Source organism: Pseudoalteromonas sp. LC2018020214 (genome assembly GCF_016598755.1).
Classification (GTDB): domain Bacteria; phylum Pseudomonadota; class Gammaproteobacteria; order Enterobacterales; family Alteromonadaceae; genus Pseudoalteromonas; species Pseudoalteromonas distincta.
In genome coordinates, this window is the sequence record NZ_CP066804.1 from 2,205,494 (window position 1) to 2,229,592 (window position 24,099).

The 24,099-nt window shown below is 39.1% G+C and carries 21 protein-coding genes and 1 riboswitch; of the genes, 9 read left to right on the forward strand and 12 right to left on the reverse strand.

Translation table 11 applies throughout. The features are described 5' to 3' along the window. Window positions 1–66: 66 nt before the first annotated feature. The 3 genes from rhlP to JG479_RS09700 are packed head-to-tail and all read right to left on the reverse strand — an operon-like array spanning window position 67 to window position 2,203. The gene (rhlP, locus tag JG479_RS09690; RefSeq protein WP_200220334.1) at window positions 67–861 is read right to left on the reverse strand and encodes a rhombotarget lipoprotein; all 795 of its coding nucleotides are present in this window, start codon (window positions 859–861) and stop codon (window positions 67–69) included. 48 nt (window positions 862–909) lie between these two features. Continuing rightward, window positions 910–1,254: a lactoylglutathione lyase gene (locus JG479_RS09695; protein WP_138489301.1), complete on the reverse strand. Its 345-nt coding sequence runs from the start codon at window positions 1,252–1,254 to the stop codon at window positions 910–912. A 13-nt stretch (window positions 1,255–1,267) separates the two neighbouring features. Further along, window positions 1,268–2,203, reverse strand: a complete 936-nt coding sequence (locus tag JG479_RS09700; protein ID WP_200219050.1) for a LysR family transcriptional regulator — start codon at window positions 2,201–2,203, stop codon at window positions 1,268–1,270. Between the two features lie 133 nt (window positions 2,204–2,336). Here JG479_RS09700 and JG479_RS09705 point away from each other — a divergent pair, with 133 nt between their 5' ends. Then, a complete protein-coding gene (locus JG479_RS09705) occupies window positions 2,337–3,362 on the forward strand; it encodes a zinc-binding alcohol dehydrogenase family protein (protein WP_200219052.1) in 1,026 nt (341 codons plus the stop codon). A 362-nt stretch (window positions 3,363–3,724) separates the two neighbouring features. Next, window positions 3,725–4,381, forward strand: a complete 657-nt coding sequence (locus tag JG479_RS09710; protein WP_200219054.1) for a nitroreductase family protein — start codon at window positions 3,725–3,727, stop codon at window positions 4,379–4,381. An 80-nt stretch (window positions 4,382–4,461) separates the two neighbouring features. On the opposite strand, the gene ribB is transcribed toward JG479_RS09710, so the two are convergent. The 6 genes from ribB to dapB form a co-directional block, all read right to left on the reverse strand. Further along, window positions 4,462–5,115 carry a 3,4-dihydroxy-2-butanone-4-phosphate synthase gene (gene ribB, locus JG479_RS09715; RefSeq protein WP_024597433.1) on the reverse strand — a complete coding sequence of 218 codons (654 nt, stop codon included), beginning with the start codon at window positions 5,113–5,115 and terminating at the stop codon, window positions 4,462–4,464. 245 nt (window positions 5,116–5,360) lie between these two features. Further along, a riboswitch (FMN riboswitch) is annotated at window positions 5,361–5,532 on the reverse strand. A 76-nt stretch (window positions 5,533–5,608) separates the two neighbouring features. After that, entirely contained in the window at window positions 5,609–6,667 is a 1,059-nt protein-coding gene (locus JG479_RS09720; RefSeq protein ID WP_182752742.1) for a S66 family peptidase, read from the reverse strand. A gap of 158 nt (window positions 6,668–6,825) precedes the next feature. Then, window positions 6,826–7,302, reverse strand: coding sequence for a transcription elongation factor GreA (gene greA, locus JG479_RS09725; protein ID WP_004335404.1), 477 nt, complete (start codon window positions 7,300–7,302; stop codon window positions 6,826–6,828). A 48-nt stretch (window positions 7,303–7,350) separates the two neighbouring features. Beyond that, window positions 7,351–10,569 carry a carbamoyl-phosphate synthase large subunit gene (gene carB / locus JG479_RS09730; protein ID WP_039487473.1) on the reverse strand — a complete coding sequence of 1,073 codons (3,219 nt, stop codon included), beginning with the start codon at window positions 10,567–10,569 and terminating at the stop codon, window positions 7,351–7,353. A gap of 16 nt (window positions 10,570–10,585) precedes the next feature. Continuing rightward, window positions 10,586–11,722 (reverse strand): glutamine-hydrolyzing carbamoyl-phosphate synthase small subunit, encoded by a 1,137-nt coding sequence (gene carA / locus JG479_RS09735; RefSeq protein ID WP_200219058.1) that lies wholly within the window; start codon window positions 11,720–11,722, stop codon window positions 10,586–10,588. 361 nt (window positions 11,723–12,083) lie between these two features. Then, on the reverse strand, window positions 12,084–12,887 hold the full coding sequence (gene dapB, locus JG479_RS09740) for a 4-hydroxy-tetrahydrodipicolinate reductase (RefSeq protein WP_004335398.1): 804 nt from the start codon (window positions 12,885–12,887) through the stop codon (window positions 12,084–12,086). Window positions 12,888–13,242: 355 nt separating this feature from the next. Between dapB and JG479_RS09745 the strand changes: the two genes are divergently transcribed. From JG479_RS09745 to JG479_RS09755, 3 genes are all read left to right on the forward strand, one after another. Beyond that, a complete protein-coding gene (locus JG479_RS09745) occupies window positions 13,243–14,556 on the forward strand; it encodes a Na+/H+ antiporter NhaC family protein (protein ID WP_004335396.1) in 1,314 nt (437 codons plus the stop codon). A 132-nt stretch (window positions 14,557–14,688) separates the two neighbouring features. Continuing rightward, window positions 14,689–15,477: a nucleoside-binding protein gene (locus JG479_RS09750; protein ID WP_149602436.1), complete on the forward strand. Its 789-nt coding sequence runs from the start codon at window positions 14,689–14,691 to the stop codon at window positions 15,475–15,477. A 198-nt stretch (window positions 15,478–15,675) separates the two neighbouring features. Then, a complete protein-coding gene (locus JG479_RS09755; RefSeq protein WP_200219060.1) occupies window positions 15,676–16,692 on the forward strand; it encodes an alpha/beta fold hydrolase in 1,017 nt (338 codons plus the stop codon). A 109-nt stretch (window positions 16,693–16,801) separates the two neighbouring features. On the opposite strand, the gene JG479_RS09760 is transcribed toward JG479_RS09755, so the two are convergent. Beyond that, complete coding sequence (locus JG479_RS09760) at window positions 16,802–17,599, reverse strand: M48 family metallopeptidase (RefSeq protein ID WP_182748564.1); 798 nt, start codon at window positions 17,597–17,599, stop codon at window positions 16,802–16,804. Window positions 17,600–17,796: 197 nt separating this feature from the next. On the opposite strand from JG479_RS09760, the gene JG479_RS09765 reads away from it, so the two are divergent. Continuing rightward, window positions 17,797–18,999, forward strand: a complete 1,203-nt coding sequence (locus JG479_RS09765; protein WP_004335389.1) for a Bcr/CflA family efflux MFS transporter — start codon at window positions 17,797–17,799, stop codon at window positions 18,997–18,999. A gap of 26 nt (window positions 19,000–19,025) precedes the next feature. Here the strand turns inward: JG479_RS09765 and grpE are convergent, their stop codons facing one another. After that, the gene (gene grpE, locus JG479_RS09770; RefSeq protein ID WP_024597391.1) at window positions 19,026–19,637 is read right to left on the reverse strand and encodes a nucleotide exchange factor GrpE; all 612 of its coding nucleotides are present in this window, start codon (window positions 19,635–19,637) and stop codon (window positions 19,026–19,028) included. Window positions 19,638–19,695: 58 nt separating this feature from the next. Then, window positions 19,696–20,661 carry an HrcA family transcriptional regulator gene (locus JG479_RS09775; protein ID WP_039487462.1) on the reverse strand — a complete coding sequence of 322 codons (966 nt, stop codon included), beginning with the start codon at window positions 20,659–20,661 and terminating at the stop codon, window positions 19,696–19,698. Between the two features lie 154 nt (window positions 20,662–20,815). Between JG479_RS09775 and nadK the strand changes: the two genes are divergently transcribed. The 3 genes from nadK to recN all read left to right on the forward strand — a co-directional run bounded on the left by nadK (window position 20,816) and on the right by recN (window position 24,084). Then, a complete protein-coding gene (gene nadK, locus JG479_RS09780) occupies window positions 20,816–21,700 on the forward strand; it encodes an NAD(+) kinase (RefSeq protein WP_004335384.1) in 885 nt (294 codons plus the stop codon). A 77-nt stretch (window positions 21,701–21,777) separates the two neighbouring features. Next, window positions 21,778–22,335, forward strand: a complete 558-nt coding sequence (locus JG479_RS09785) for a hypothetical protein (protein ID WP_200219062.1) — start codon at window positions 21,778–21,780, stop codon at window positions 22,333–22,335. 75 nt (window positions 22,336–22,410) lie between these two features. Beyond that, window positions 22,411–24,084, forward strand: coding sequence for a DNA repair protein RecN (recN, locus tag JG479_RS09790; protein WP_039487455.1), 1,674 nt, complete (start codon window positions 22,411–22,413; stop codon window positions 24,082–24,084). The last annotated feature ends 15 nt before the right edge of the window (window positions 24,085–24,099 follow it).

Genomic DNA, 24,099 nt, shown 5'->3' on the forward strand with positions numbered 1-24,099 from the left:
AATAAAAAATAATGCCACCAGCTCTAAGCCGGTGGCATTATTAAAAATACTTGGTTTTTATTAACTTTAATTTTTTTTGCTACGCATAACTAATAACGACAACAAAAAGAGTAAATAAATACTCAAAGAGCCACCGCTACTAGAGCCATCTTTATTTTCGACTTTTGCAATTTTTTCTTCTTTAACACGTGTTTTAAACCTTGATAGCTCTGCATCTAAATTAGTAGTCATATCACTAACTGCTAGATTAAAACCTTCAGCCGACTTTTCAGATAACGTTTCATCAATACCTATTGCTGTTGTTCTTTTTTCAAGTTTACTTATACCTGGTGCTCTAAATAGCATTTTTCTACTTTTAATATCAAAAACAGCTGTATCCACAAAGGTTTGAATTGTATTTTCATTACCTGGAATAACGTACATACCCACTATTGTCCAATAAAGTAAGGCTGCATTATTTTCATACGATTGCGTAACTTGATCATATGAAACCAGTGCCATTACATCTACATCGTAAAGCCTCCCGACTTGCTCGAGTGTTGCAAAACCTTCACCTCCTTTTAAATAGGTACTTGGTATAACTTCAATGCGGTCAATGTAATCATATTGTAGAAATGACTTTTTTACTTTTTCGAGTAACTCGACTTGGTTTTGGGTCTCTAACCCGTCTGGCTGCCAGTTTTTAGACGGTACAAATGCAATTCCGACGGTAACAGGGAGTTTTAAAACAGGTATCTCAGGTTTATAGGTAGAGCGGCTTTGTTGATCAGGATATAAGAAGTCCATTAAGCTACTAGATTGCGTATTTTTACCTGTATTGTTACTCACAAGCGAACTACAAGAAGCAAGTAAGGTCGCCATAAAAATAATTATATATTTATTAAATTTCACATTTATTCCTTTTTATTTTTAATTTAATTCAGTTACGTGCCAAAGCTCACCCGATGGTCCCCATAAGTAAATAACGCTACCCCAAGGTTCTTGTTTTATACCCTCAAAGCGGATATCAAAACCGTTTAGGTTACTAATGAGTTCATATGCTTCATCTATATTTAACACACAAAGTTGCAGCATTAAGTTTTCAGCAAACGTTTTATTATAATAACGCTGTAAAAAGAACGTACATTCGCCAAAGGTACACACACATAAATCATTTGAGGCATCTTCAATCTTAAATCCAAGCGCTTTATAAAAACACTGAGATTGTTCATAATTTTTACAGGGAATAAAAACTCTAATATCATCAACTTGCATAACTCTTCCTTAATTAGCTCAGTACGCTTTTATCAATAATTCCTTTATTTACCAACTGCTGCAAAATAGCTTGGGATTTTGCTCTGCATGCATCACGTAGTAAACGCACCGCTGGGGTTATTGACTGCCTACTTGGGCAAATAAGCCAAAGTTCACCATTAACATGTTGATAATCTTGCATTACAGTAACCACCCTGTCATTGAGTAAATCATCGGCTATATCAAGGGCTGATTTTACAGCCAAGCCTTTACCCGCAACGCACCAGCGCCTTACTAAATCGCCATCGTTTGAGGCGCGCCTGCCATTCATTTTAACTTTATATTTTGACTCACCATCGGTGAATTCCCACGTATTATTTATAATATCCTGCAACTGATAAAACAAACCTTGATGCGACGCTAAATCATCGGGATGCATGGGAGCCCCGTTTTGTAAGAGATATTCGTCAGTTGCACATAACAAGCGCGGTACGTTACAAATTTTGAATCCATAAACGCTAGCATCATTAGGCGAGCCATAACGAAGTGCTATATCAACTGAGTCACGGTAAAAGTCGATATTACTATCACTTATATGCGCTCTTAAACTTAGCTTTGGATAAGTGTCCATGAGTTCATCAATCCATGGGATCACTAAGTTACGGCCTAAGTCAGATGAAAGGGCAACACGCAGCTCGCCTTCTATTTCGTCGTGTTCACCTTTTAGATTTTGCTTTGCAAGCTCAAGTACAGCTAAAGCCTGCTCACATTGTGGTATGTAGCGCTCCCCAGCAGCCGATAACCTTAAATGACGTGTTGTACGAACAAATAGCTCACTACCAAGGGCTGCCTCAACACGTTTAATAGCAGCGCTTGCTGTGGCTGTACGCATATCTAACTTAGCAGCTGCGAGCGTAATACTTCTAAACTCAGCTACTTTTAAAATAAGTTTTAAATCTTCTATGTTCATATTATCTATTTTTATTTGATAATGATTCAACAATTATGCGGTTTATCTATATTAAAGCAAGGTCTACTATATATCCATCAGCTAGCCAAAGCATGGCTTGCACCTTATATGTAAACAAATTAGGACACTTATTATGAAAGCCATTGGTTATAAAAAATCTCTTCCTGTTTCTAACCCTGAGTCGTTAATTGATGTTGAATTACCACAGCCAGTTGCAACAGGTCGTGATTTATTAATTAAAGTTAAAGCTATTGCAGTTAACCCTGCCGATTATAAAGTGCGCCTATATATGCCACCAACAAACGGTGAAGTAAAAGTAATTGGTTGGGATGCTGTTGGTGAAGTGGTTGCCATCGGCGATGCTGTAACGGCATTTAAACCGGGCGATGCTGTTTACTACGCAGGTGATATTACCCGCCCAGGTAGTAATGCAGAATTTCAATTAGTGGATGAGCGCATTGTAGGGTTCAAACCACAAAGCTTAAACGATGCTGAAGCTGCTGCATTACCCCTTACTGCAATAACAGCGTACGAATTATTATTTGAGCATTTAAACATTGTAAAACAAGCAGCTGATTCAACAACAAAATCAGACGAAGTTATTTTAGTAACAGGTGCCGCAGGCGGCGTTGGTTCTATTTTTATCCAGCTTGCTAAAGCGATTACTGGCGCAACTGTGATTGCCACTGCATCGCGTGAAAGCTCACAAGCATGGGTTAAAAAACTAGGCGCGGATTATGTTGTTGATCATACAAAACCATTACCCGCTCAAATTGATGCATTAAACATTGGATCGGTAACACATGTAGCAAGTCTACACAGTACTGATACTTACTTTGAAGCGTATACGGAGGTACTTGCACCATTTGGTAAAATTGCAATGATTGACGATCCTGAGTCATTAGATGTGAGTAAATTAAAAATGAAGAGCTTATCGCTACATTGGGAATTTATGTTTGCCCGCTCAATGTTTAATGCCAAAGATTTAATTGAGCAAAGCAAGTTACTAAATCATGTTGCTGAGTTAATTGATCAGGGCCATATTCAAACAACGATTGGTAAAAATTTAGGCATTATAAATGCGGCTAACCTGCGTATTGCACACGCAGAACTTGAAGAAGGTCGCTCTATTGGCAAAATAGTGTTGGAAGGTTTTTAATTCCATAAATACTAAATACGCGCTGCCTGAATTAATTGAAGGCACCAATGTAATTGGTGTCTTCAGCCAATATTTCGGGGTGGCTATGGCTGTATTTATATTTATTAAAGAAACTATTACCTAATAATATTTGATAATGATTCAACCATATACCTGTTTATCATATTGTAATAACCCACTACTATCCGTACCTAGCTATATTGATAGGCCTTACTTTACGTAGATATCAATTGAATTAAATAAGTAGAGTGATTTAAAAACACGATATTATTTTTGTAATAAATTTTTAAAAGGGTTTGTTTTTACTAAAACTGACTCAACATAGTAAATACTGGTAAAACACCTACTCAATGGAGAAACTAATGACTCACCCTATTATTAATGACTTAGAAAAGCGTTACACAGCAAAACGTTACGATGCAACGAAACGTGTATCTCAAGACGATTTAGCCGTTATTTACGAAGCTATGCGCCTATCTCCATCATCTATTAACTCGCAGCCTTGGAAATTCATCGTAATTGAATCAGATGAAGCTAAAGAGCGTATGCATAGTACATTTGCTAATAAATTTGCGTTTAACCAGCCACATATTAAAACAGCTTCGCATATAATATTATTCGCTCACAATCCTAAATATACCCGCGATGACTACGCACAAGTTATTGATGCAGATATTAAAAATGGCCGTACTAAAGCAGAAAATCGCGAACAAGCTTTTGGTGCTTATGCGTTTGTTGATATGAATACTGATGAGCAAGGCGTTAATGAAGAGTGGACTAAAGCACAAACTTACATTGCACTGGGTAACACTATGCATGCCGCTGCACGTTTAGGCATTGATTCAACCCCAATGGAAGGCGTAGATGCCGAGCTGATTGGCGAAGTCTTTGAAAAAGAACTTGATGGTTACGTATGCGACGTGGCATTAGTACTTGGCTATCATGATAGCGCTGAAGATTATAATGCTAAATTACCTAAATCTCGCTTAGCAAAAGAGCAAGTTATTCAGATTTTATAAGTAATACGTTATAAACTTAAATGATAACAATATTAAAAAACCACTTATTTAAATAAGTGGTTTTTTTGCTTTAAAGCAGTTTAACTTACTTTGCGCTGTGCAGCCTGAATGTATTGCACTAAATCTTCAATAGAAACCACGGTCATACTATGTTTATTAGCATAATCACTCACCTCTGGTAAGCGCGCCATTGAACCATCAGGATTTGTTAGCTCGCAAATTACGCCAAATGGTTTTAAGCCGGCAAGTTGCATTAAATCAACGGATGCTTCGGTATGACCGCGACGCACTAATACGCCACCCGTTTGTGCTTTTAAACCAAACACATGCCCTGGGCGCGATAAATCACTTGGTTTTGCATTATCCGCTGTCGCTGCTTTTATAGTAGTTACTCTATCAGCAGCAGATACGCCTGTTGTTACGCCATGCTTAGCTTCAATAGTGACTGTATAAGCGGTGTTATTTTGACTCGTATTGTTAGCTACCATTTGCGGTAAGTCGAGCTGTTTAATGCGCTCATCCCCCATGCATAAACAAACAATACCGCTGCCTTCGCGGATCATTTCTGCCATTTGAGAAGTCGTTAAATGCTCAGCTGAAAAAACAAAGTCGCCTTCATTTTCACGGTTTTCATCATCAACAACAAGTACGCCTTGGCCTTGCTGTAGTGCAGTGATTGCGCTTTGAACGCGGGTATGGCTTTCGCCGAATTGAGTAAGTAGAGACTGAATCATCATTATATTCCAAATAAAAATAATAGATTCAGGACTGTGAAAGGATCAGTAATACATCACTTAAATTTAAAGCGATCACTACCAAAATAGCTTAAATAGAATAACAAAAAGCACGCAGCAAAAAGCAGCGCACACTGTTATACCAATAACATTAAATTAGTGACTAATTATAGCGCAAAGAAAATAGCTCACTTAACGCGATACAACGGTCATGTCTTTAATAAAATTGGTTTTAGTATAATAAGCCATATTCTCTTTCATCCGGACTGTAACCGTCGGCTCTGGCATCTCACCAGATCTGCTTGACCTTTACTTAACCTAAAATAAGTTAAATAAAGCGCTCGCGGGCTCGTTTAAGTCATAAAAAACATTAAACATACCGCCGGTGGGGAATTTCACCCCGCCCTGAGAATTTACAGTAAGCATTAGCACTTACTGTAGGCATATTATACGCTTGTATTTATTTGTTTTTCAAAACTAAATACAATAAAAACTACGAAAGTTGAATATTTAACGATGCGCGATCTACTATACCTTCGTTTATATCAGCAACTAGCGTACAGGTAGCACCATTGACCAAATTTAAGTTAGGTTGAACGTGCCCTATATCGGCATCAAAAATTACAGGAAATAAACACCCACCTAGCGCTACATCTAACGCATGGCGATAATCAAAGGCATCGTAATGACCTTGTGTTATTTCACTTCGCCCTAAAACCAAGCCATTGATATCATCGAATATACCGGCTAATTTTAATGACAGTAAAAATCGTGCAACGGTTGTTGGTGTAAGTTCTGAGTTTTCGAGGTATAAAATAAGCCCTTCGGGCGCACTGTCCTTTTTAAACTCATGCAGCGCTAAAAATGGCGAGTCGAGCAATAAACCTACGGTATCTAAACACCCACCAAATAACCGACCAGACATTTCTATGGTACGTTTATCTGTGTAGTTTAAACATTGCCAGTTTGTGGGCTCACTCGGGCTGAGTAATTCGTTCGGGTTTTGCGCGTAATTAGGCTTATTTTTTTGGTATAAAGAAGAAGGACCTTGCTCAAATTTACTACCGGCTTCGTAGGTCAGAGTTTCAAATATTTGTAGGCTATACGGATTTTTTTCATCTGGGTGTAACTGCATAAGATTAGCGCTGTGAAGGGTTGCCCATTGGCACTTAGCAGTGAGTGCACATGCAATAGTACTCACATCAGAAAAACCAACTAACCACTTAGGCTTTGCTTCCTTAATGGCGTTAAAATCAAGTAGTGGCAGTATTTCCATTGCCAGCTCACCACCCATTGGCGGCATAATCGCATCTATTTCATCATCTAATAAAAAACCCATTAGCTGCTTAGCATGCGCTTTAGCATTAAGCTGTTCACGTGGTTTGTTTTGACGTAAAAACTCGCCTTCAACAACATTATACCCTCGTTGTTTTAGTCCATTTATAACAATATCTAATCGTCCGTGATACTTTTCTTTTAGCCCAGATGAAAGCGAGCAAATAGCAATTTTAGAGCCTACTTTTAAAGGCGCTGGGTAAAGTATATTAGCCATTGAGTGTTCCTTTTAATGAAGTGATTATGTACCTATATCATCATGCTCACTCTTTATGCAATATGAACACCCTTATCAGTATAGTGATTTATTTAAGGCATAAAAAAACCGATGTAAATACATCGGTTTTTATTTAAAACGTTAAAGTGAGTTATGCGTTAAAGATACTCAACTTCAATGATTTCGTACTCAACGATACCTTTTGGCGTTTGGATAGACACTGCATCGTCTACTTGTTTACCAATTAAGCCACGTGCAATCGGTGAATTAACAGAAATTAAGTTGTTTTTAATATCTGCTTCATCATCGCCTACAATACGGTATTTTACTTCAGCATCCGTATCTACATTTACTATAGTTACTGTGGTACCAAAAATAACTTTGCCCGTATTTGGCATTTTAGTTACGTCGATTATCTGAACATTTGAAAGTTTAGCTTCAATTTCTTGAATACGACCTTCACAAAAACCCTGTTGCTCACGTGCAGCGTGGTACTCAGCGTTTTCTTTTAAGTCACCGTGTTCACGCGCAACAGCAATGTCGGCGATAATTTTTGGACGGGTAACTGTTTTTAATTCGTTAAGCTCTTTGCGCAGTAAATCTGCGCCACGAACTGTCATCGGAATTGATTGCATACTTTTCTCACTTAACACCAAGGCCCTAGTTGGCCTTGGCACATTTCCTTAGTTCAATCGCAGGTGTAGCTCTTGAACTGACGTTACTTTACTACGGTCATCTGCTTTGTTAGCAGTACAGTTAGCAAAAGCCGCGTTCAAGGTTGTCGTATAGTTGGTTTTATTTTGCAATGCACCACGACGTAACACCTTCGAATCTTCGATCGCTTGGCGACCTTCGGTGGTATTAACGATATAGCTGTACTCTTTATTCTTGATATAATCAAGAATATGCGGGCGGCCTTCATATACTTTGTTTACACGTCGTACTTCAATGCCAGCTTCTTCAAGAGCTTGTGCCGTGCCACCCGTTGCGTCAAGTTCAAAACCTAAGTCGGTCATAATCTTGGCTAATTCAACAATGCGTGGCTTATCGCTATTACGAACAGATAATAACGCGCGACCACCGCGTGGTAAAGTGTTGCTTGCACCTAATTGTGCTTTTGCGAATGCTTCGGCGAAAGTATCACCAACACCCATCACTTCACCCGTTGAGCGCATCTCAGGGCCACGAATTGGATCCACACCCTGAAACTTAGCAAATGGTAAAACAACTTCTTTAACGCTGTAATAAGGAGGGATCACTTCTTTAGTGATACCTTGGCTTGCCAAAGACTGACCCGCCATACAACGAGCAGCTACTTTTGCAAGCGCTACACCGGTTGCTTTTGATACAAACGGTACAGTACGAGCTGCACGTGGGTTGACTTCAATTAAGTACACTTTGCCATCTTTTACAGCAAACTGTGTATTCATTAAGCCAACAACACCAAGCTCAAGCGCCATATCGGTTACTTGCTTGCGCATTACATCTTGCACTTCTTGCGATAAAGAATGTGCTGGTAATGAACATGCTGAGTCACCAGAGTGAACACCGGCTTGCTCAATGTGCTCCATGATACCGCCAATAATTACTTGCTCGCCGTCGCAAATTGCGTCAACGTCAACTTCAATTGCGTTATCTAAGAAACGGTCCAGTAATACAGGTGCTTCGTTTGATGCAGATACAGCTTCGGTCATGTAGCGACGTAAATCGTCTTCATCGTATACAATTTCCATTGCACGACCACCTAGTACATACGACGGACGTACAACGAGTGGAAAACCAATTTCAACTGATTTAAGTAGTGCTTCTTCAGTTGAAGTTACTGTTGCATTTTCTGGCTGAAGTAAATTTAAACGCTCTACAAGTTGTTGGAAACGTTCGCGGTCTTCTGCACGGTCAATCGCATCAGGTGAAGTACCAATTACTGGCACGCCATTCGCTTCAAGCTCACGTGCTAATTTAAGTGGTGTTTGACCACCGTACTGCACAATAACGCCTTTTGGCTTTTCAACACGTACGATTTCAAGTACGTCTTCAAGTGTAATTGGCTCAAAGTATAGTCTATCAGATGTATCGTAATCGGTAGAAACCGTTTCAGGGTTACAGTTAACCATAATGGTTTCATAGCCGTCTTCGCGAAGCGCAAGCGAGGCATGTACACAACAGTAATCAAATTCAATACCTTGGCCGATACGGTTAGGACCGCCACCAATAACCATGATTTTGTCTTTATCTGTTGGGTTTGCTTCACACTCTTCATCGTAAGATGAGTACATGTAAGCTGTGTCTGAGCTAAATTCTGCAGCGCACGTATCAACACGTTTGTATACTGGCACGATGTTTAATAGGTGACGTTTTTTACGAATTTCAGCTTCAGATACACCAGCAATTTCAGCTATACGTGGGTCTGCGAAACCTTTGCGTTTAAGTTTACGTAGGAAGTCGGCATTTAAACCAGCCATACCTACTTCACCAATTTTTGCTTCGTCTTTTAAAATATCTTCTATTTGTACTAAGAACCAGCGATTAACTTTAGTCAGCTCATAAACATCATCAACGCTCATACCATGGCGCATTGCATCGGCAATGTACCAGATACGCTCAGCACCTGGCTCGCGTAATTCGCGGATGATTTTTTCTTTCGCTTTAGGGTCATCAAGTGCAACTATTGGGTTAAAACCTGTTGCGCCCACTTCAAGACCACGTAATGCTTTGTGTAATGATTCTTGTTGGTTACGACCAATCGCCATTACTTCGCCAACCGATTTCATTTGCGTAGTTAAACGGTCGTTCGCACCTGCAAATTTTTCAAAGTTAAAGCGAGGAATTTTTGTTACAACGTAATCGATTGAAGGCTCAAAAGATGCTGGAGTTTTACCGCCAGTAATATCGTTTTGAAGCTCGTCAAGCGTGTAACCTACTGCTAGCTTTGCAGCAATTTTAGCAATTGGGAAACCCGTTGCTTTTGATGCAAGTGCAGATGAACGTGATACACGTGGGTTCATCTCAATGATAACCATGCGGCCATCTTCAGGATTAATACCAAACTGCACGTTAGAACCGCCAGTTTCTACACCAATTTCACGTAATACCGCCATAGAGGCGTTACGCATAATTTGGTATTCTTTGTCGGTTAGCGTTTGCGCTGGTGCAACGGTGATTGAATCGCCAGTGTGAACACCCATAGGGTCAAAGTTTTCAATGGTACAAACAATAATACAGTTATCATTTTTATCACGTACAACTTCTGTTTCGTACTCTTTCCAACCAATCAGTGATTCATCAATCAATAATTCGTTTGTTGGCGATAAGTCTAAACCACGTTCACAAATTTCTTCAAACTCTTCCATGTTGTAAGCAACACCGCCACCGGTGCCACCCATGGTGAAAGAAGGACGAATGATACATGGTAAGCCAATTCGGCTCATTGTATCTTTAGCTTCTTCCATTGAGTGAGCAATTTCAGCACGAGGACATTCAAGGCCAATGTTTTTCATTGCTACGTCAAAGCGTTCACGATTTTCTGCTTTGTCGATTGCATCCGCCGTTGCACCAATTAGCTCAACGCCGTGCTTAGCCAATACACCATGCTTGTCTAAATCAAGTGCACAGTTTAATGCTGTTTGACCACCCATTGTAGGCAATACTGCATCTGGCTTTTCTTTTTCAATAATTTTTTCTACCACTTCCCAGTGAATTGGTTCGATGTAGGTAGCATCGGCCATTTCAGGATCGGTCATGATAGTTGCAGGGTTTGAGTTAACTAATATAACTCTATAGCCTTCTTCTCTAAGTGCTTTACACGCTTGAGCACCAGAGTAGTCAAATTCACAAGCTTGACCAATTACAATTGGGCCTGCGCCTAAGATAAGAATGCTTTTTATGTCGGTACGTTTTGGCATTATTACTCCAGTTAAATTAGTGTTTACGCGCTTGCATCAAATCGATGAAGTGGTCAAATAATGGTGCTGCATCGTGTGGACCTGGACTTGCTTCAGGGTGACCCTGGAAGCTAAACGCGGGCTTATCAGTACGATGAATACCTTGAAGCGTTCCATCAAATAACGATTTATGCGTGGCACGAAGCGTACTTGGTAGGCTTGATTCTTGAGCTGCAAAACCATGGTTTTGAGCTGTGATCATAACTACATTACGGTCTAGGTCTTTAACTGGGTGGTTACCACCGTGGTGGCCAAATTTCATTTTTTCTGTTTTAGCACCTGAGGCAAGGGCTAATAACTGATGACCTAAACAGATACCAAAAATAGGTGTGTCGGTTTCTAAAAAGGCTTGAATGGCTTCAATAGCGTAAGTACATGGCTCAGGATCACCAGGGCCATTAGATAAGAAGATACCATCAGGGTTTAAAGCAAGTACGTCAGCGGCAGAAGTTTGCGCTGGTACTACTGTAAGTTTACAACCACGGTCTACAAGCATACGTAAAATATTACGTTTTACACCGAAGTCGTAGGCAACAACATGAAACTTTTCATCAGCAGCGTCAAGGGTTTTAAATCCTTCACCTAATGTCCAGCTTGATTCGCGCCACTCAAAATTTTCCTTGGTTGAGACAACTTTTGCTAAATCCATACCTTTTAAGCCTGGGAAGGCTTGCGCGGCTTGTAACGCTTTATTTTCGTCTAGCTCGTCACCGGCAACAATACACCCGTTTTGTGCGCCTTTATCACGCAAAATTCGAGTTAGCTTTCTGGTGTCGATGTCCGCAATACCTAAAATATTACGTTCTTTTAAGTAAACATCTAACGATTGCTCGTTACGAAAGTTACTTGCTAGCAGTGGCAAATCACGGATCACTAGGCCTTTAGCCCAAATTTGATTCGCTTCTTCGTCTTCGCTGTTGGTACCCGTATTACCGATATGTGGGTACGTCAAAGTTACGATTTGTTCCGCGTATGATGGATCAGTCAAAATTTCTTGATAACCAGTCATAGACGTATTGAATACCACTTCACCGACTGACATGCCGTCAGCGCCGATTGCAGTACCGCGAAACACTGTGCCGTCTTCTAGGACTAACAGAGCGGATTTAGTCAAGTTAAACCTCCTAACAGTAAAAAACGGGAGTAAGCAATTGCTTAACACCCCGCCAATACCCAGAGGGATCGTCAAAACCAGATTTTTGTGAGCTTAAATTGTTTTACGCAGTCTTAAATGATGCAGATGTAAAGCATTCAACCTTCAATCATTTTTCTTGCCTAAAACTATTTTCATTCCCACTGAAACCCTGGATTTACTAGCCACTTGGGTATAATTGGAAACACGCATTTAGTAATTTTTGGCAAATTGGCTGCATATTACATGAAGTTGCTATTTAGGTCTAACATTATTTGGTTAATTGTTACAAATAAGTCACTGTAGGTGAAATTAGACCCAAACAGTTAAAATAGTAACTAAACTACTTAAGATCTAGCACATCTTGCATATCATAAAGTCCAGCAGGTTTGTTTTTTAACCAGCTTGCAGCCCTTATAGCACCTAGAGCGAACGTCATTCTCGAACTTGCTTTATGTGTTAATTCAAGCCTTTCGCCCATTGTAGCGAAGTATGCGGTATGTTCACCTACTATATCGCCCCCTCTTAGGACAGAATAACCAATCTCATTTTGAGATTTCGCTGTTTCTACTTGGCTTCGGTCATATACCGCAACCTCGTCGTGATCCCAGCCTTTCGCTTGCGCGATTGACTCACCTATTGCCAGTGCAGTACCCGATGGTGCATCTATTTTATGACGGTGATGCGCTTCAAATATTTCGATATCTAAATCGTCACCAAATTTAGTCGCTGCGGTTTGCACAAGGTTAAGTAATACATTGACACCTACGCTGTAATTTCGCGCAAATACAATAGGGATATGTTTAGCGGCATCGTGTAATAGCGCCATATCATCATTTGTTAAACCTGTTGTGCCAATCACCATAGGAATTTTTTGTGCAACAGCTGTTTTTAAATGGTTTTTCATACCCGCTGGCAGCGTAAAGTCGATTAAAACATCTACATCATCTATTGTACTTTCGTCGCTAAAGCTAACACTGTTATCGGCTGCGCTATTTACTTGATTTACATTAATGCCCAATAGCGATGAACCACTACGAACATATGCGCCTGTAAGTTGTGTTTGCTCTTTAATTGTAGCGGCTTCTAATAGGGCTAAGCCCATTCTGCCGTTAGCACCAAAAACACCTATTCGATTTGTAGTCATGGTTTTTACCTAATTTAATTTGAATCCGTTTATTAGCCACATATCCGGGCATTACAAAATACGCAGGTGGGTATTTTTATGCAGCTGGATAAATATTAATCGCTGAAAATCGCGTTGCTTTATAGATATTATCTAAAAGTCATGCAATAGTCAGGTGACCTTTTTAATTTAATAATAATAACAATACCAGTTTACTTTAGCCATCTATACATTTAAACTTCTCTTTCGCGTCGATTTGGTCTTTGGCTTGCGGACGCTGCGGCTAACAACTTTTTAAAATAAAAAGTTGTACTGCTAAATTCAGCTAAAAGAGGAGTTTTGGCTGTGATAAATTTTACTGGTTATGAGGATTATGATGCAGCCATCATTTAATAAAAACAAAGCAATACTTTCTTTACTTCCCCTACTTACCTTTGTAGCGCTATTTTTAGGCTCCGGTTTGTATTTGCAATCGCAAGGGGTTGATTATGCTTTTTACCAACTACCTGCACCTGTTGCTATATTGCCCGCCATCATGCTTGCGTTTATTTTAAATAAAGGCACGGTAAACCAATGTGTAGAGACCTTTATTAAAGGTGCCGGACACAACAATATTATTACCATGTGTTTAATCTACTTACTTGCAGGTGCTTTTTCGGCTGTGGCAAGTGCAACCGGTGGTGTAGATGCGGTAGTAAATGCAGGCTTATCGCTTATCCCACCTTCGTTATTGCTCCCTGGTTTGTTTTTAATTGCGGCCGTTGTTTCTACTGCAATGGGAACGTCAATGGGAACAATTGGCGCCATTGGCCCTATCGCTTATGCGGTATCAATTAAAACAGGTATAGACCCAGCATTAATGGCAGGTACGATTGTATCTGGCGCTATGTTTGGCGATAACTTATCTATTATTTCAGACACCACTATTGCAGCTACGCGCACGCAGGGCTGTGAAATGAAAGACAAGTTTAAAGAAAATCTTAAAATTGCAGTCCCTGCAGCCATTCTAACAATCGCCCTGTTGTTTTATTTAACACCTGCTGCACAAGTAGTTGAAACTAAAGACTATGATATTTGGTTAGTACTTCCTTATGCCTTTATTTTAGTGTTAGCAGTTGCTGGCTTGAACGTATTTGTAGTGTTGTTTAGCGGTATTATTTTTGCCGCATTAATGGGCTTTACAGGAAGTTACGAAGGCGCAAGCTTTGTAAAAGACATTTACAAAGGCTTTACTGATATGCAGGAAATATTTTTACTTTCTATGTTTATTGGTGGCTTATCTGAATTTATTCGTATTAACGGTGGTCTTGATTACATTGCTCAAAAAATTCAAGCGATTACTAAAATCATTGCAAAATGGCACCGTAAAGTGGCAGACCAATTAGGTATCGCTGCGTTAGTTTTAACAAGTAATGTATGTATTGCTAATAACACAGTGTCTATTATTGTGGCCGGTCCTATTGCTAAAAAGCTAGCAGATGACGGTGAAATAAGCGGTAAACGCTCTGCCAGTTTACTTGATATATTTGCCTGTGTTACACAGGGTTCATTGCCATACGGTGCCCAAGCATTGTTATTAGGTGCTACGTTTAAAATTAGCCCGTGGGAAGTATCAACGTCTTCTTATTACTGCTTTATTTTAGCATTTACAGCCATTGCAGTTATTTGCTTACGCCGTAATAAAGCATAATTTAAACACCGATACTATGTTGCAGCTTAATAAGTAAGCTGCAACATATGTTAAAATAACACTCTACATATCAATCACTTTTGCTATAATGCGCGCCTTCGCGTGTCACTAAAATTATAGTTAAATACAGATATGAAATTTAAAAAATTACTTCCTCTCGTTACTTTTACATCAATTGCTTTATCGTCTTCTGCTTTTGCGGCTAATTGGAGCAGCACAGCACTACATATTAATAATGGCGACCAAAAAAACCCATTCACTGAGCAAGAGTCAAACACAACTGTTTACTCGGTTCAACATGCATCGGGTTACGATTACGGCGATAACTTCTTTTTTATCGATTACAGTAAAGACGATACCGATGATGGTTACCAAGATGCTGATTTTTATGGTGAGTGGTATTCAACGGTAAGCTTATCGGCCATTAGCGGCGAAAAAATTGGCGCAGGCGCATTATTAGATGTGGGCCTTACCGGTGGTATTAACGTTGCTGGCGACGCTAAAGTAATGAAATACTTGCCTGGTGTTAAATTAAGCTGGGATGTACCTGGGTTTAACTTTTTTCAAACGCTGTTCACAGCTTACATTGACGATAGTGAAGGTGTAGCAAAAGGCGGGGCTCCTATTGAAACAAATAGCTGGATGCTTGATGTTGCCTTTGAATACCCTTTTAATATTGGCTCACAAAAATTTAGCTTTAAAGGCCACGCTGAATACATTGCAGAGCGTGAAGATGAATTTGGTAACGATGTAGAGGCGTGGATACTCGCACAGCCTATTTTAGTATGGGATATGGGCCACGCTCTTCAAATGAAAGAGAACACACTACTGTTGGGTATGGAATTACAATACTGGCACAATAAACTAGGTACTGAAGTCACTGAGTCAGTGCCACAAATCCATATTGAGTGGACGTTTTAAGCTTTAACGATACTCGTTTTACCCTACATTAATAAGCGAAGCTCTATTTTAGCTTCGCTTTTTTCATCTCCAAATTAAACAACGTTGAGCATGACAAAGCCTCAATTGAATAGTACTTAATGTTTGGTTACTATAATGAATTATTCTGAGTTTTATATATTAGAGCTCATATTATTTGTCCTTAATTGGAGTAACCAAATGTCGTCGATTAAAGTTATTTGCTTTTCTACTTTATTGTTATTAACAAACAATGCATTAGCGGGCACAACGCAAGATACCTCTTCACTTTCTTATGATGCACTTTTAAGCAGTTACCAGTACGACTTTAAAGTAAATTACTTTAACATTGAGTCACAAAAACAATCTCTTAAAATGGCCTATATTTACTTAAAGCCTACCAAATCCGACATGCCTACAGTGACGCTTATGCACGGCAAAAATTTTAATGCAGATTACTGGACTTCCACTGCGCAATACCTGCAATCTTTAGGCTACGGCGTATTAATTCCTGATCAAATTGGTTTTGGGAAATCATCTAAACCAACTAATTACCAATATTCATTTGCGGCTCTTGCTCATCATACTCATGCGTTAATGGACTCACTTAATATAAAAGAGTCAATTGTATTAGGGCACTCTATGGGTGGGATGCTAGCGAGTCGTTTTGCACTAATGTACCCAAACACAACAAGTAAATTAATTTTACTTAACCCTATTGGGCTTGAAAACTACCTGCAGTATGTTGATTACAAAGATACAAATTTTTTCTATAAAAACGAATTTTCAAAAACGCCAGAAGGCGTAAGAAAATACCAACAAAAAAATTACTACGATGGTAAGTGGAATGCCACATATTCAGCCTTAACCGACTTTATAACAGGGCAAATACAAGGCCCGGATAAAGAACAAATGGCATGGGTAAATGCAAAAACATACGATATGATTTTCACTCAACCTGTAATAACCGAATTTAAAGATTTAACTGTACCGGTTAAATTAATTATTGGTACACGCGATAGAACCGGCCCTGGCCGTAACTGGAAAAAAGACGGTGTTGATTACGAGCTTGGTCGATATGATAAATTAGGCAAACACGCTGCAACACTTATTCCTGACGCACAATTATTTGAACTGGATAATTTAGGGCACCTGCCGCACATTGAAGATTTTGAACGCTTTAAAAATGTATTTAAACAAGCACTTGCTGCTGAATAACCACGCTTAAAAACTAAAATAAAACCCCTGTAGGTAAATACTTACAGGGGTTTATTTTAATTACGCATTAATACTAAACGTACACTACTTCAAATAGTAAAGCGCTTAACTACAGTGTGCATTGTGGGTTTTTACCCTGTGCTTTAGCAGTGCCTTGCTCGCTAAGTGCTTTACTCATTTGCGCTTGTAAATTTTTAATACGGTTACTTGGCGCTGGGTGAGTAGATAAAAACTCAGGGGTTGTACCGCTGCCCGCTGCACTCATATTTTCCCAAAGTGTAACCGACTCTTGTGGATTAAAACCCGCCTGTGCCATTAAATCCAGACCTATAGTATCGGCTTCTGATTCGTGAGAGCGGCTAAATGGTAAAACAACTCCATATTGTGCGCCCAAACCTAAGCCTTGCATAATTTCGTTACGGTATTGAATATTACCCATTTCAAGTGCAGCACTACCAAGCTGCATACCGGTATCTAAAATAGAGCTTTGTGAAACACGCTCATTAGAATGCTCAGCAATTACGTGCCCTACTTCGTGCCCTAGTACTGTTGCTAGTTGGTCTTGATTGGTGGCTATTTTTAATAAGCCCGTATGAACCCCAATGTAACCCCCAGGTAATGCAAAAGCGTTAGCAGATTCATCTTCAAATACCACTACTTCCCAATTTTGCGACGCGTATTCTTTTGGTAATACAGCCACTACTTTTTCAGCAATACAATTTACATAAGAATTTGTTTTAGCGTCTTTATTAATTGGTTGGCTTTTTTTCATATCTGCAAAGCTAGCTGTGCCCATTTCACTCATTTGTTGATCTGAGTAAAGCGCTATTTGAGTACGTCCTGTTGGTGACGTTTTACAACCGGCTAAAACGGCTGTCGCTAATACTGCAAGTACTAGTTTTTTCATGATAATTCTCTTAAGTAATGAATTTTTTATTGCTTGTAGAATAGCAAACACAGTACCAATTTAAAATATTTGCTTTATGTACCGTTATATTAAAAAAAAGCAATATGACGATAAACTTAGCGGGCAAACTAAGTTTATCCAAATACAATGCCCTGTTACACTATAGCCCTTGTTTTTAGTGATTGTTGAGTTTACACATGGACGCCTCAGCCTCGTCTTTTAATACCCGTATTTTATTGCCTTTATTGGCCAGTATAGTGGCGATTACGCCATTGGCGATAGATATGTACTTACCTGCCATGCTGGTAATTGCAAACGATTTACACACTAATATGCCAAATGTTCAAATATCGTTGAGTATTTACTTAGCAGGCTATTCATTAGGGATGCTATTTTTTGGCCCCATTGCCGATCAAATTGGCCGCCGTAAGCTTGCACGTATTGGCTTAACCTTATTTGGTGCAAGCTCACTTGCACTGGCATTTACCACCGAAATCCATGCTTTTTGGACTCTTAGAGCAGTGCAAGCATTTACGGGAGCGGCAGCAACGGTAGTAGTACCGGGTATTATTCGCCATATTTATCAGCAAAATACAGCTAAGGGAATGTCATATGTATCGATGATTATGATGGTAGCGCCGTTAGTTGCCCCCTCTGTTGGCTCGTTTATTTTAGGATTTTCTGTTTGGTCAACCATATTTTTGGTGCTTGCTGGGTATAGCTTTTTAATATTGGCGTTTGTGCAAGTGTATCTAATTGATATTCCTATTCACAAAAATGAAAAAAAGGGTCTCGCTCTATTTTTTGACAGCTATAAAACAGTACTCAGTAATAAAGATGCACGTGCCGACATACTCAGTTCTATGTTTGTATCGTTTGGATTTTTTTGCTTTTTGACCTCAGTACCATTTATTTATTTAGATTTATATGAAGTGTCAGAACAGTTATTTGGTGTGTTATTTGCCTTTAACGTAATGGCGCTGATGTTTGGTAACTTTTTAAATACGCGAATTGTACCAAGGCTGGGCTCTCGAAAAATGCTCTATATTGGGCTTGTATGTGGGTTTGTATCGGGGCTTGCGCTATTAACATTTAGCTTATTGCATTTATCACTTTATTATATTGTGGCTGCTATTGCGCCATTAATGATGAGTTTAGGCGTCACAGCAAGTAATGCTGACTCGTTAATTTTAATGAAGTTTGAAAAAAACACAGGCACGGCAACGGCCGTAATTGGTACACTTCGTTTTGGCAGTGGCGCATTAGTTGGCCCACTACTCGCTATTATGCATGCAAAAAGCGCAGTGCCGTTTTCAAGTTTAATGTTTAGCGCTGTGTTGCTTACTATGCTCGTACAGTTAATTCACTATAAAAAAGACAAAAAAAATGCCTCAATATGAGGCATTTTTTAAAACTAATAATTCAATTAAGCATCAGCAGCTTTAGAAACCATAACCATTGCAGGGCGTAATAAACGACCATTCAATGTGTAACCTTTTTGCATAACAGCAAGTACTGTATTAGGTGTTACATCGTTACTTGGTTGAATTGACATTGCTTGATGAAAATCTGGATTAAACTGCTCACCTTGTGGGTTTACAATTTCAACACCAAACTTTGCAACAGCATCGTTAAAGCTTTTGACTGTCATATCGATACCTTCAAGCAACGGCTTTAAAGTCTCATTTTCTTTATCAGAAAACTCAATAGCACGCTCAAGATTATCAATTACAGGTAGTAATTCGTTAGCAAATTTTTCTAGTGCAAACTTATGCGCTTTTTCTACATCTTGTGCTGCACGACGACGAATGTTGTCTACGTCTGCTGCAGCACGAACAACACCATCTTTTTGATCAGCAATAGTTTGTTTAGCAGCTTCAAGCTCTGCATATAGCATAGCTATTTCTGCTTCAGGGCTTTGCTCTTCTTCTGCATGTTGATCAGCGGCTTCTACTGCTGCTTCTACATCAGCCTGCATTTTAGAAATTTCTTCGTTTAATTCTACTTCTTGCTCAGGGTTTTGTGTCTGCTCAGACATAAAATACGTGCTCCAATTCTTTACAACTGCGGTAATTATGGGGATTGAATAAAAAGATTCAAGAGTTAGATGCCTCAATTAATTTAAATTCTCGAATTATTTCTTCGATTTGCGCTGATTTAGGGCAAATTATACAAAAGCGGCTTTGGTATTCTTGGTTTTGAAAGTACGGCACGCTTATTACGATCAATTCATCACACTCAGTAAAAGGCAATTTTTCGCTATTAAGTACCGATACACCGTTTTTAAAAGCGAGTTTATCTTCTACATAATTTAAAAACGAAACACCAATATTTAAACTTTGCTCACAATCGATTTGTTTATAGAGGTAATTTTCGCCAACTACAATACTATTATCTGAGCCTAATTTTTGACTTAGCTGTCGCGTCCATTGATTAAGTGAATCATGACAATTTCGAGGCGCTGTATTTGCCATCGCCTGCATACGATACAAACCCTCCATAAGAGTTTGTTGGCTAAATACGGTATTCAACCATGTTGCAAACTGATAACGAACAGAATCTGACGAATCATGAGGTTTATCAATACAAATGTTGTGGCTCTGCCCAGCCCTGTCTATTAATAGAATAAGCCAGTCGGTAGAATCAAAATCAAGCACCTCTACTCTAAACACTTGCTGCGAGCTGGCTTGTGGTAAACCAACACAACAACATATTTGGTATTTTTGGCTCAAACCATGTGCTAGTTCAACGAGTTGTGATTGCTCTGGTTGCCAATAATTAGCAATTTCAGCGAGTGGAAAAAACTCATCAAACCAATAATCAAACCCTTCATTTGTGGGCACTCGTCCTGCAGATGTATGAGGTGAATACAATAGCCCCACTTTTTCTAAGCGAGCCATAGCATTACGAACCGTAGCCGAGCATACTGCCATGCCTTTGAGCTTGGCAATTTTTGTTGATGGAACAGGCAAGCCTTCACCATTACAGTACATGTTCATAACAGCTGAAAAAATTTGCTGATCTCGTGAGTTTAGTTTCATGGTATCTACATCTTGTTGCATGAAAGAGATATCGGGGCGTTTAGTTGTTTTTCAAGTCGTGCAGTTAACTGACTGCGAATAAAATTGAAGGTTTATAATATTGCTATAATCTGTATTTTCAAACACTTCTGTTTTGAGTTACTCTACAATTATTAAATCTTTTTGTGCGTACATTATGGACTCTCCTTTTAATACCATAGGCCTAATTGGCAAACCTAATCACCCGGGAGCCGCTGCTACCCTTCAGCGCTTACATACATTTTTACTTGCGCTTGGTTTTGAGGTAATAGTAGAAAAACGCACAGGGAGTCAATTAGACGATATCCCGCATGACAAACTTGTTAAGTTAGTCGACTTAGGAGAACAAGCCGATTTAGCTATTGTTGTAGGCGGTGACGGTAACATGCTTGGTGCTGCACGCGTGCTTGCGCGCTTTAACATTGCTGTAATTGGAGTAAATAGAGGTAACCTTGGCTTTTTAACTGATTTAAACCCTGAAGGGTTTGAAGCGAGCTTAGAGCAAGTCCTCAGTGGTGAGTACCTTGAAGAAAAACGCTTTTTATTAGAAGTAGAAGTATATCGCCACAACGAATTAAAGAGTGCAAACTCAGCCGTTAACGAAGCGGTACTTCATGCCGATAAAGTAGCGCATATGATTGAGTTTGAAGCTTTTATAAATAATGACTTTGTGTTTTCTCAGCGCTCTGACGGTTTAATAGTATCAACCCCTACTGGCTCTACGGCGTATTCACTTTCAGGTGGCGGGCCAATTTTAACGCCAGAGCTAAATGCAATATCGTTAGTACCTATGTTTCCTCATACCTTATCTAGTAGACCTTTAGTGGTCGATGCCGATAACGAAGTACGCTTAAAGCTAAGCCTAGAAAATACAGATAGCCTACAAGTAAGTTGCGACAGCCATGTTGTGCTTGCCGTATTACCCGGCGATGAGGTAGTAATTAAAAAAGCGGATAAACAATTGCGCTTAATTCATCCAAAAAATTACTCGTACTACAACGTTTTACGTACAAAACTAAATTGGGGTAGTCGTTTGTACTAATTTTATTGCCAAAAGTTAAACGATAGAGCAAAATATTAGTAACAACTAAAAATTAAACATTTCAGGAACAAACGGCAATGACTTATGTAGTATTCTTTGCTTTACTGCTATTAATTACACTTTTATACAGTTACCTCAAAATTGAGAGTAACCGCAAAAAAGCAATCGAAGCTAGAAAAAAGCTATTTAATGAACGTGTTTCGCATGTAAATTCACGCCTTAAAGTAAAGCTTAATGATCTTCTTGATGCTAAAATAATTCGCCCAAAATACGTTCCTCGTATTCAAGCTATTGTAAATAATTTTTTTGTTGTTCAATCGCATACAGACGAGAATTTACAACAACTTGAAGATACCGCTGACCTACTAATTAATACGTTGTCCAACGAGTTAATTAAAACTAATCAAACGAATGTAATCCAACCATTGATTGATAATATACAGTACTTTGTATCTGAGTTACCTCAGCAAGGAATTTTATACAATAAGAGTTTTTACCTAAATACTTTACCTCCACTTATCGGGCTACTTAAAACCGAAGACATTATACAAGCTACTGATATTGTTGATGATCAAATTGATACCTCCCCAAAAACTTCTGATACACAATTTATTCAAGATGTAAGCGTTGCATAAATAATAAAAAATTAATTTGCAAAAAACCAAAACACTGTATAAATTAACAGTTAATTGACTGGATGGATAAACAGTATGTTAATTGGTTTAGAAGTTAAAAATTTTGCAATTGTTAGTAATTTAAGCACAGAATGGCGCAGCGGTATGACCGCGATCACTGGCGAGACAGGTGCTGGTAAATCTATTGCTATTGATGCGCTATCATTATGTTTAGGTGAACGAGCTGAAGCATCAGCAGTGCGTCCAAGCTCTGATAAAGCAGAAGTATGCGCTCAATTTGACCTAACAGATTTACCGCTAGCTCAATCGTTTTTAGAGCAACATATGCTAAACAATGACGATAATGAATGTTTATTGCGTCGTGTTGTTTGCAAAAATGGACGCAGTAAAAGCTATATTAATGGCAGTGCCGTTACCGCATCACAATTAAAAGAACTTGGTCAATATTTAATATCTATTCATGGACAACATGCCCACCAACACTTATTAAAAGCTGAGCATCAGTTACAGCTTTTAGATGCCTATGCAGGGCATCACCACTTAGTAAATGATGTAAATAACAACTATAAACAGTTTGCTAACTTACAAAAAGAATTTAAACATTTAGAGCAACAACAGCAGCAACAAGCAGCGCAAAAACAATTGTTAGAATACCAAGTTGCAGAGCTCGATGAGTTTGCCTTACAAGAAGGTGAGTTTGATTTAATTGAGGCCGAGCATTACAAACTTAGTAATAGTCAAACAATATTAGAATCGTGCCAACGTGAATTACAATATTTATATGAAAGTGATGAACAAAATGCTTGTTCAATGCTGCAGCACAGTGCCCAACAATTCGCTGAGCTGGCTCAATACGACGAAAGCTTAGCGGGCGTAGCAGCGCTCCTTAGTGAAGCCGCAGTACAAGTTGAAGAAGCAAGCCGTGAAGTTCGAAATTATACTGAGCAAGCAGATTTAGACCCTGCTCGTTTAGGTGAAGTAGAAAATAGACTAAGCGGTGCGATGGATTTAGCGCGTAAGCATCACATAAAACCACAGCAGCTAGTTGAGTTTCATCAATCGATTGCTCAGGAGCTTGAGTCAATAAGTAATAATAGTAATCGTCTGGAGCAACTAGAGTCAGAAATAGAAAGCGCGTTACTTAGTTATAAGCAAGCTGCCGATGAACTAAGTAAAAGTCGCTATGAGTATGCTAATACACTTAACACACTAATAAGTGAAAGCATGGCTAATTTATCGATGGAAAACGGTGTATTTGAAATAGCTTTAACTCAAGAGAGTAGCCGCGCACCTAATAGCTTAGGGTACGATAATGTGTCGTTTTTAGTATCAACTAATCCTGGGCAGCCACTTCAGCCGTTAGCTAAAGTAGCCTCAGGTGGTGAGCTTTCGCGAATTAGCCTTGCTATACAGGTAATTATTGCCCAAAAAGTAACAACCCCAACGCTTATTTTTGATGAAGTTGATGTAGGTATTTCTGGCCCTACAGCATCAGCTGTAGGCAAACTATTGCGCCAGTTAGGTAAGTCTACTCAAGTGATTTGTGTTACCCATTTACCGCAAGTTGCTAGTAGCGCACACCAACAATTTTTTGTAGCTAAAGAAATAGCACAAGGCGAAACGTTCACTCATATGCTGCCTTTGAATAAAGATGGTCGTATTAATGAAATAGCTCGCTTACTTGGTGGTGATAATATCAGTAAAACAGCTAAAGCGAATGCTAAAGAACTAATAATGGCCCATGCCTAATATTGGTTAATAGAG

Coding starts and splice junctions, on each gene's coding strand:
- JG479_RS09760 (WP_182748564.1), bottom strand. CDS start 17,599: ATGAAAAAACTAGTACTTGCAGTATTAGCGACAGCCGTTTTAGCCGGT.
- JG479_RS09775 (WP_039487462.1), bottom strand. CDS start 20,661: ATGCAACAAGATGTAGATACCATGAAACTAAACTCACGAGATCAGCAA.
- JG479_RS09705 (WP_200219052.1), top strand. CDS start 2,337: ATGAAAGCCATTGGTTATAAAAAATCTCTTCCTGTTTCTAACCCTGAG.
- JG479_RS09765 (WP_004335389.1), top strand. CDS start 17,797: ATGGACGCCTCAGCCTCGTCTTTTAATACCCGTATTTTATTGCCTTTA.
- JG479_RS09785 (WP_200219062.1), top strand. CDS start 21,778: ATGACTTATGTAGTATTCTTTGCTTTACTGCTATTAATTACACTTTTA.
- recN (WP_039487455.1), top strand. CDS start 22,411: ATGTTAATTGGTTTAGAAGTTAAAAATTTTGCAATTGTTAGTAATTTA.
- JG479_RS09755 (WP_200219060.1), top strand. CDS start 15,676: ATGTCGTCGATTAAAGTTATTTGCTTTTCTACTTTATTGTTATTAACA.
- grpE (WP_024597391.1), bottom strand. CDS start 19,637: ATGTCTGAGCAGACACAAAACCCTGAGCAAGAAGTAGAATTAAACGAA.
- JG479_RS09745 (WP_004335396.1), top strand. CDS start 13,243: ATGCAGCCATCATTTAATAAAAACAAAGCAATACTTTCTTTACTTCCC.
- JG479_RS09695 (WP_138489301.1), bottom strand. CDS start 1,254: ATGCAAGTTGATGATATTAGAGTTTTTATTCCCTGTAAAAATTATGAA.
- nadK (WP_004335384.1), top strand. CDS start 20,816: ATGGACTCTCCTTTTAATACCATAGGCCTAATTGGCAAACCTAATCAC.
- greA (WP_004335404.1), bottom strand. CDS start 7,302: ATGCAATCAATTCCGATGACAGTTCGTGGCGCAGATTTACTGCGCAAA.
- dapB (WP_004335398.1), bottom strand. CDS start 12,887: ATGACTACAAATCGAATAGGTGTTTTTGGTGCTAACGGCAGAATGGGC.
- JG479_RS09700 (WP_200219050.1), bottom strand. CDS start 2,203: ATGAACATAGAAGATTTAAAACTTATTTTAAAAGTAGCTGAGTTTAGA.
- carB (WP_039487473.1), bottom strand. CDS start 10,569: ATGCCAAAACGTACCGACATAAAAAGCATTCTTATCTTAGGCGCAGGC.
- ribB (WP_024597433.1), bottom strand. CDS start 5,115: ATGATTCAGTCTCTACTTACTCAATTCGGCGAAAGCCATACCCGCGTT.
- rhlP (WP_200220334.1), bottom strand. CDS start 861: ATGGCGACCTTACTTGCTTCTTGTAGTTCGCTTGTGAGTAACAATACA.
- JG479_RS09710 (WP_200219054.1), top strand. CDS start 3,725: ATGACTCACCCTATTATTAATGACTTAGAAAAGCGTTACACAGCAAAA.
- JG479_RS09750 (WP_149602436.1), top strand. CDS start 14,689: ATGAAATTTAAAAAATTACTTCCTCTCGTTACTTTTACATCAATTGCT.
- JG479_RS09720 (WP_182752742.1), bottom strand. CDS start 6,667: ATGGCTAATATACTTTACCCAGCGCCTTTAAAAGTAGGCTCTAAAATT.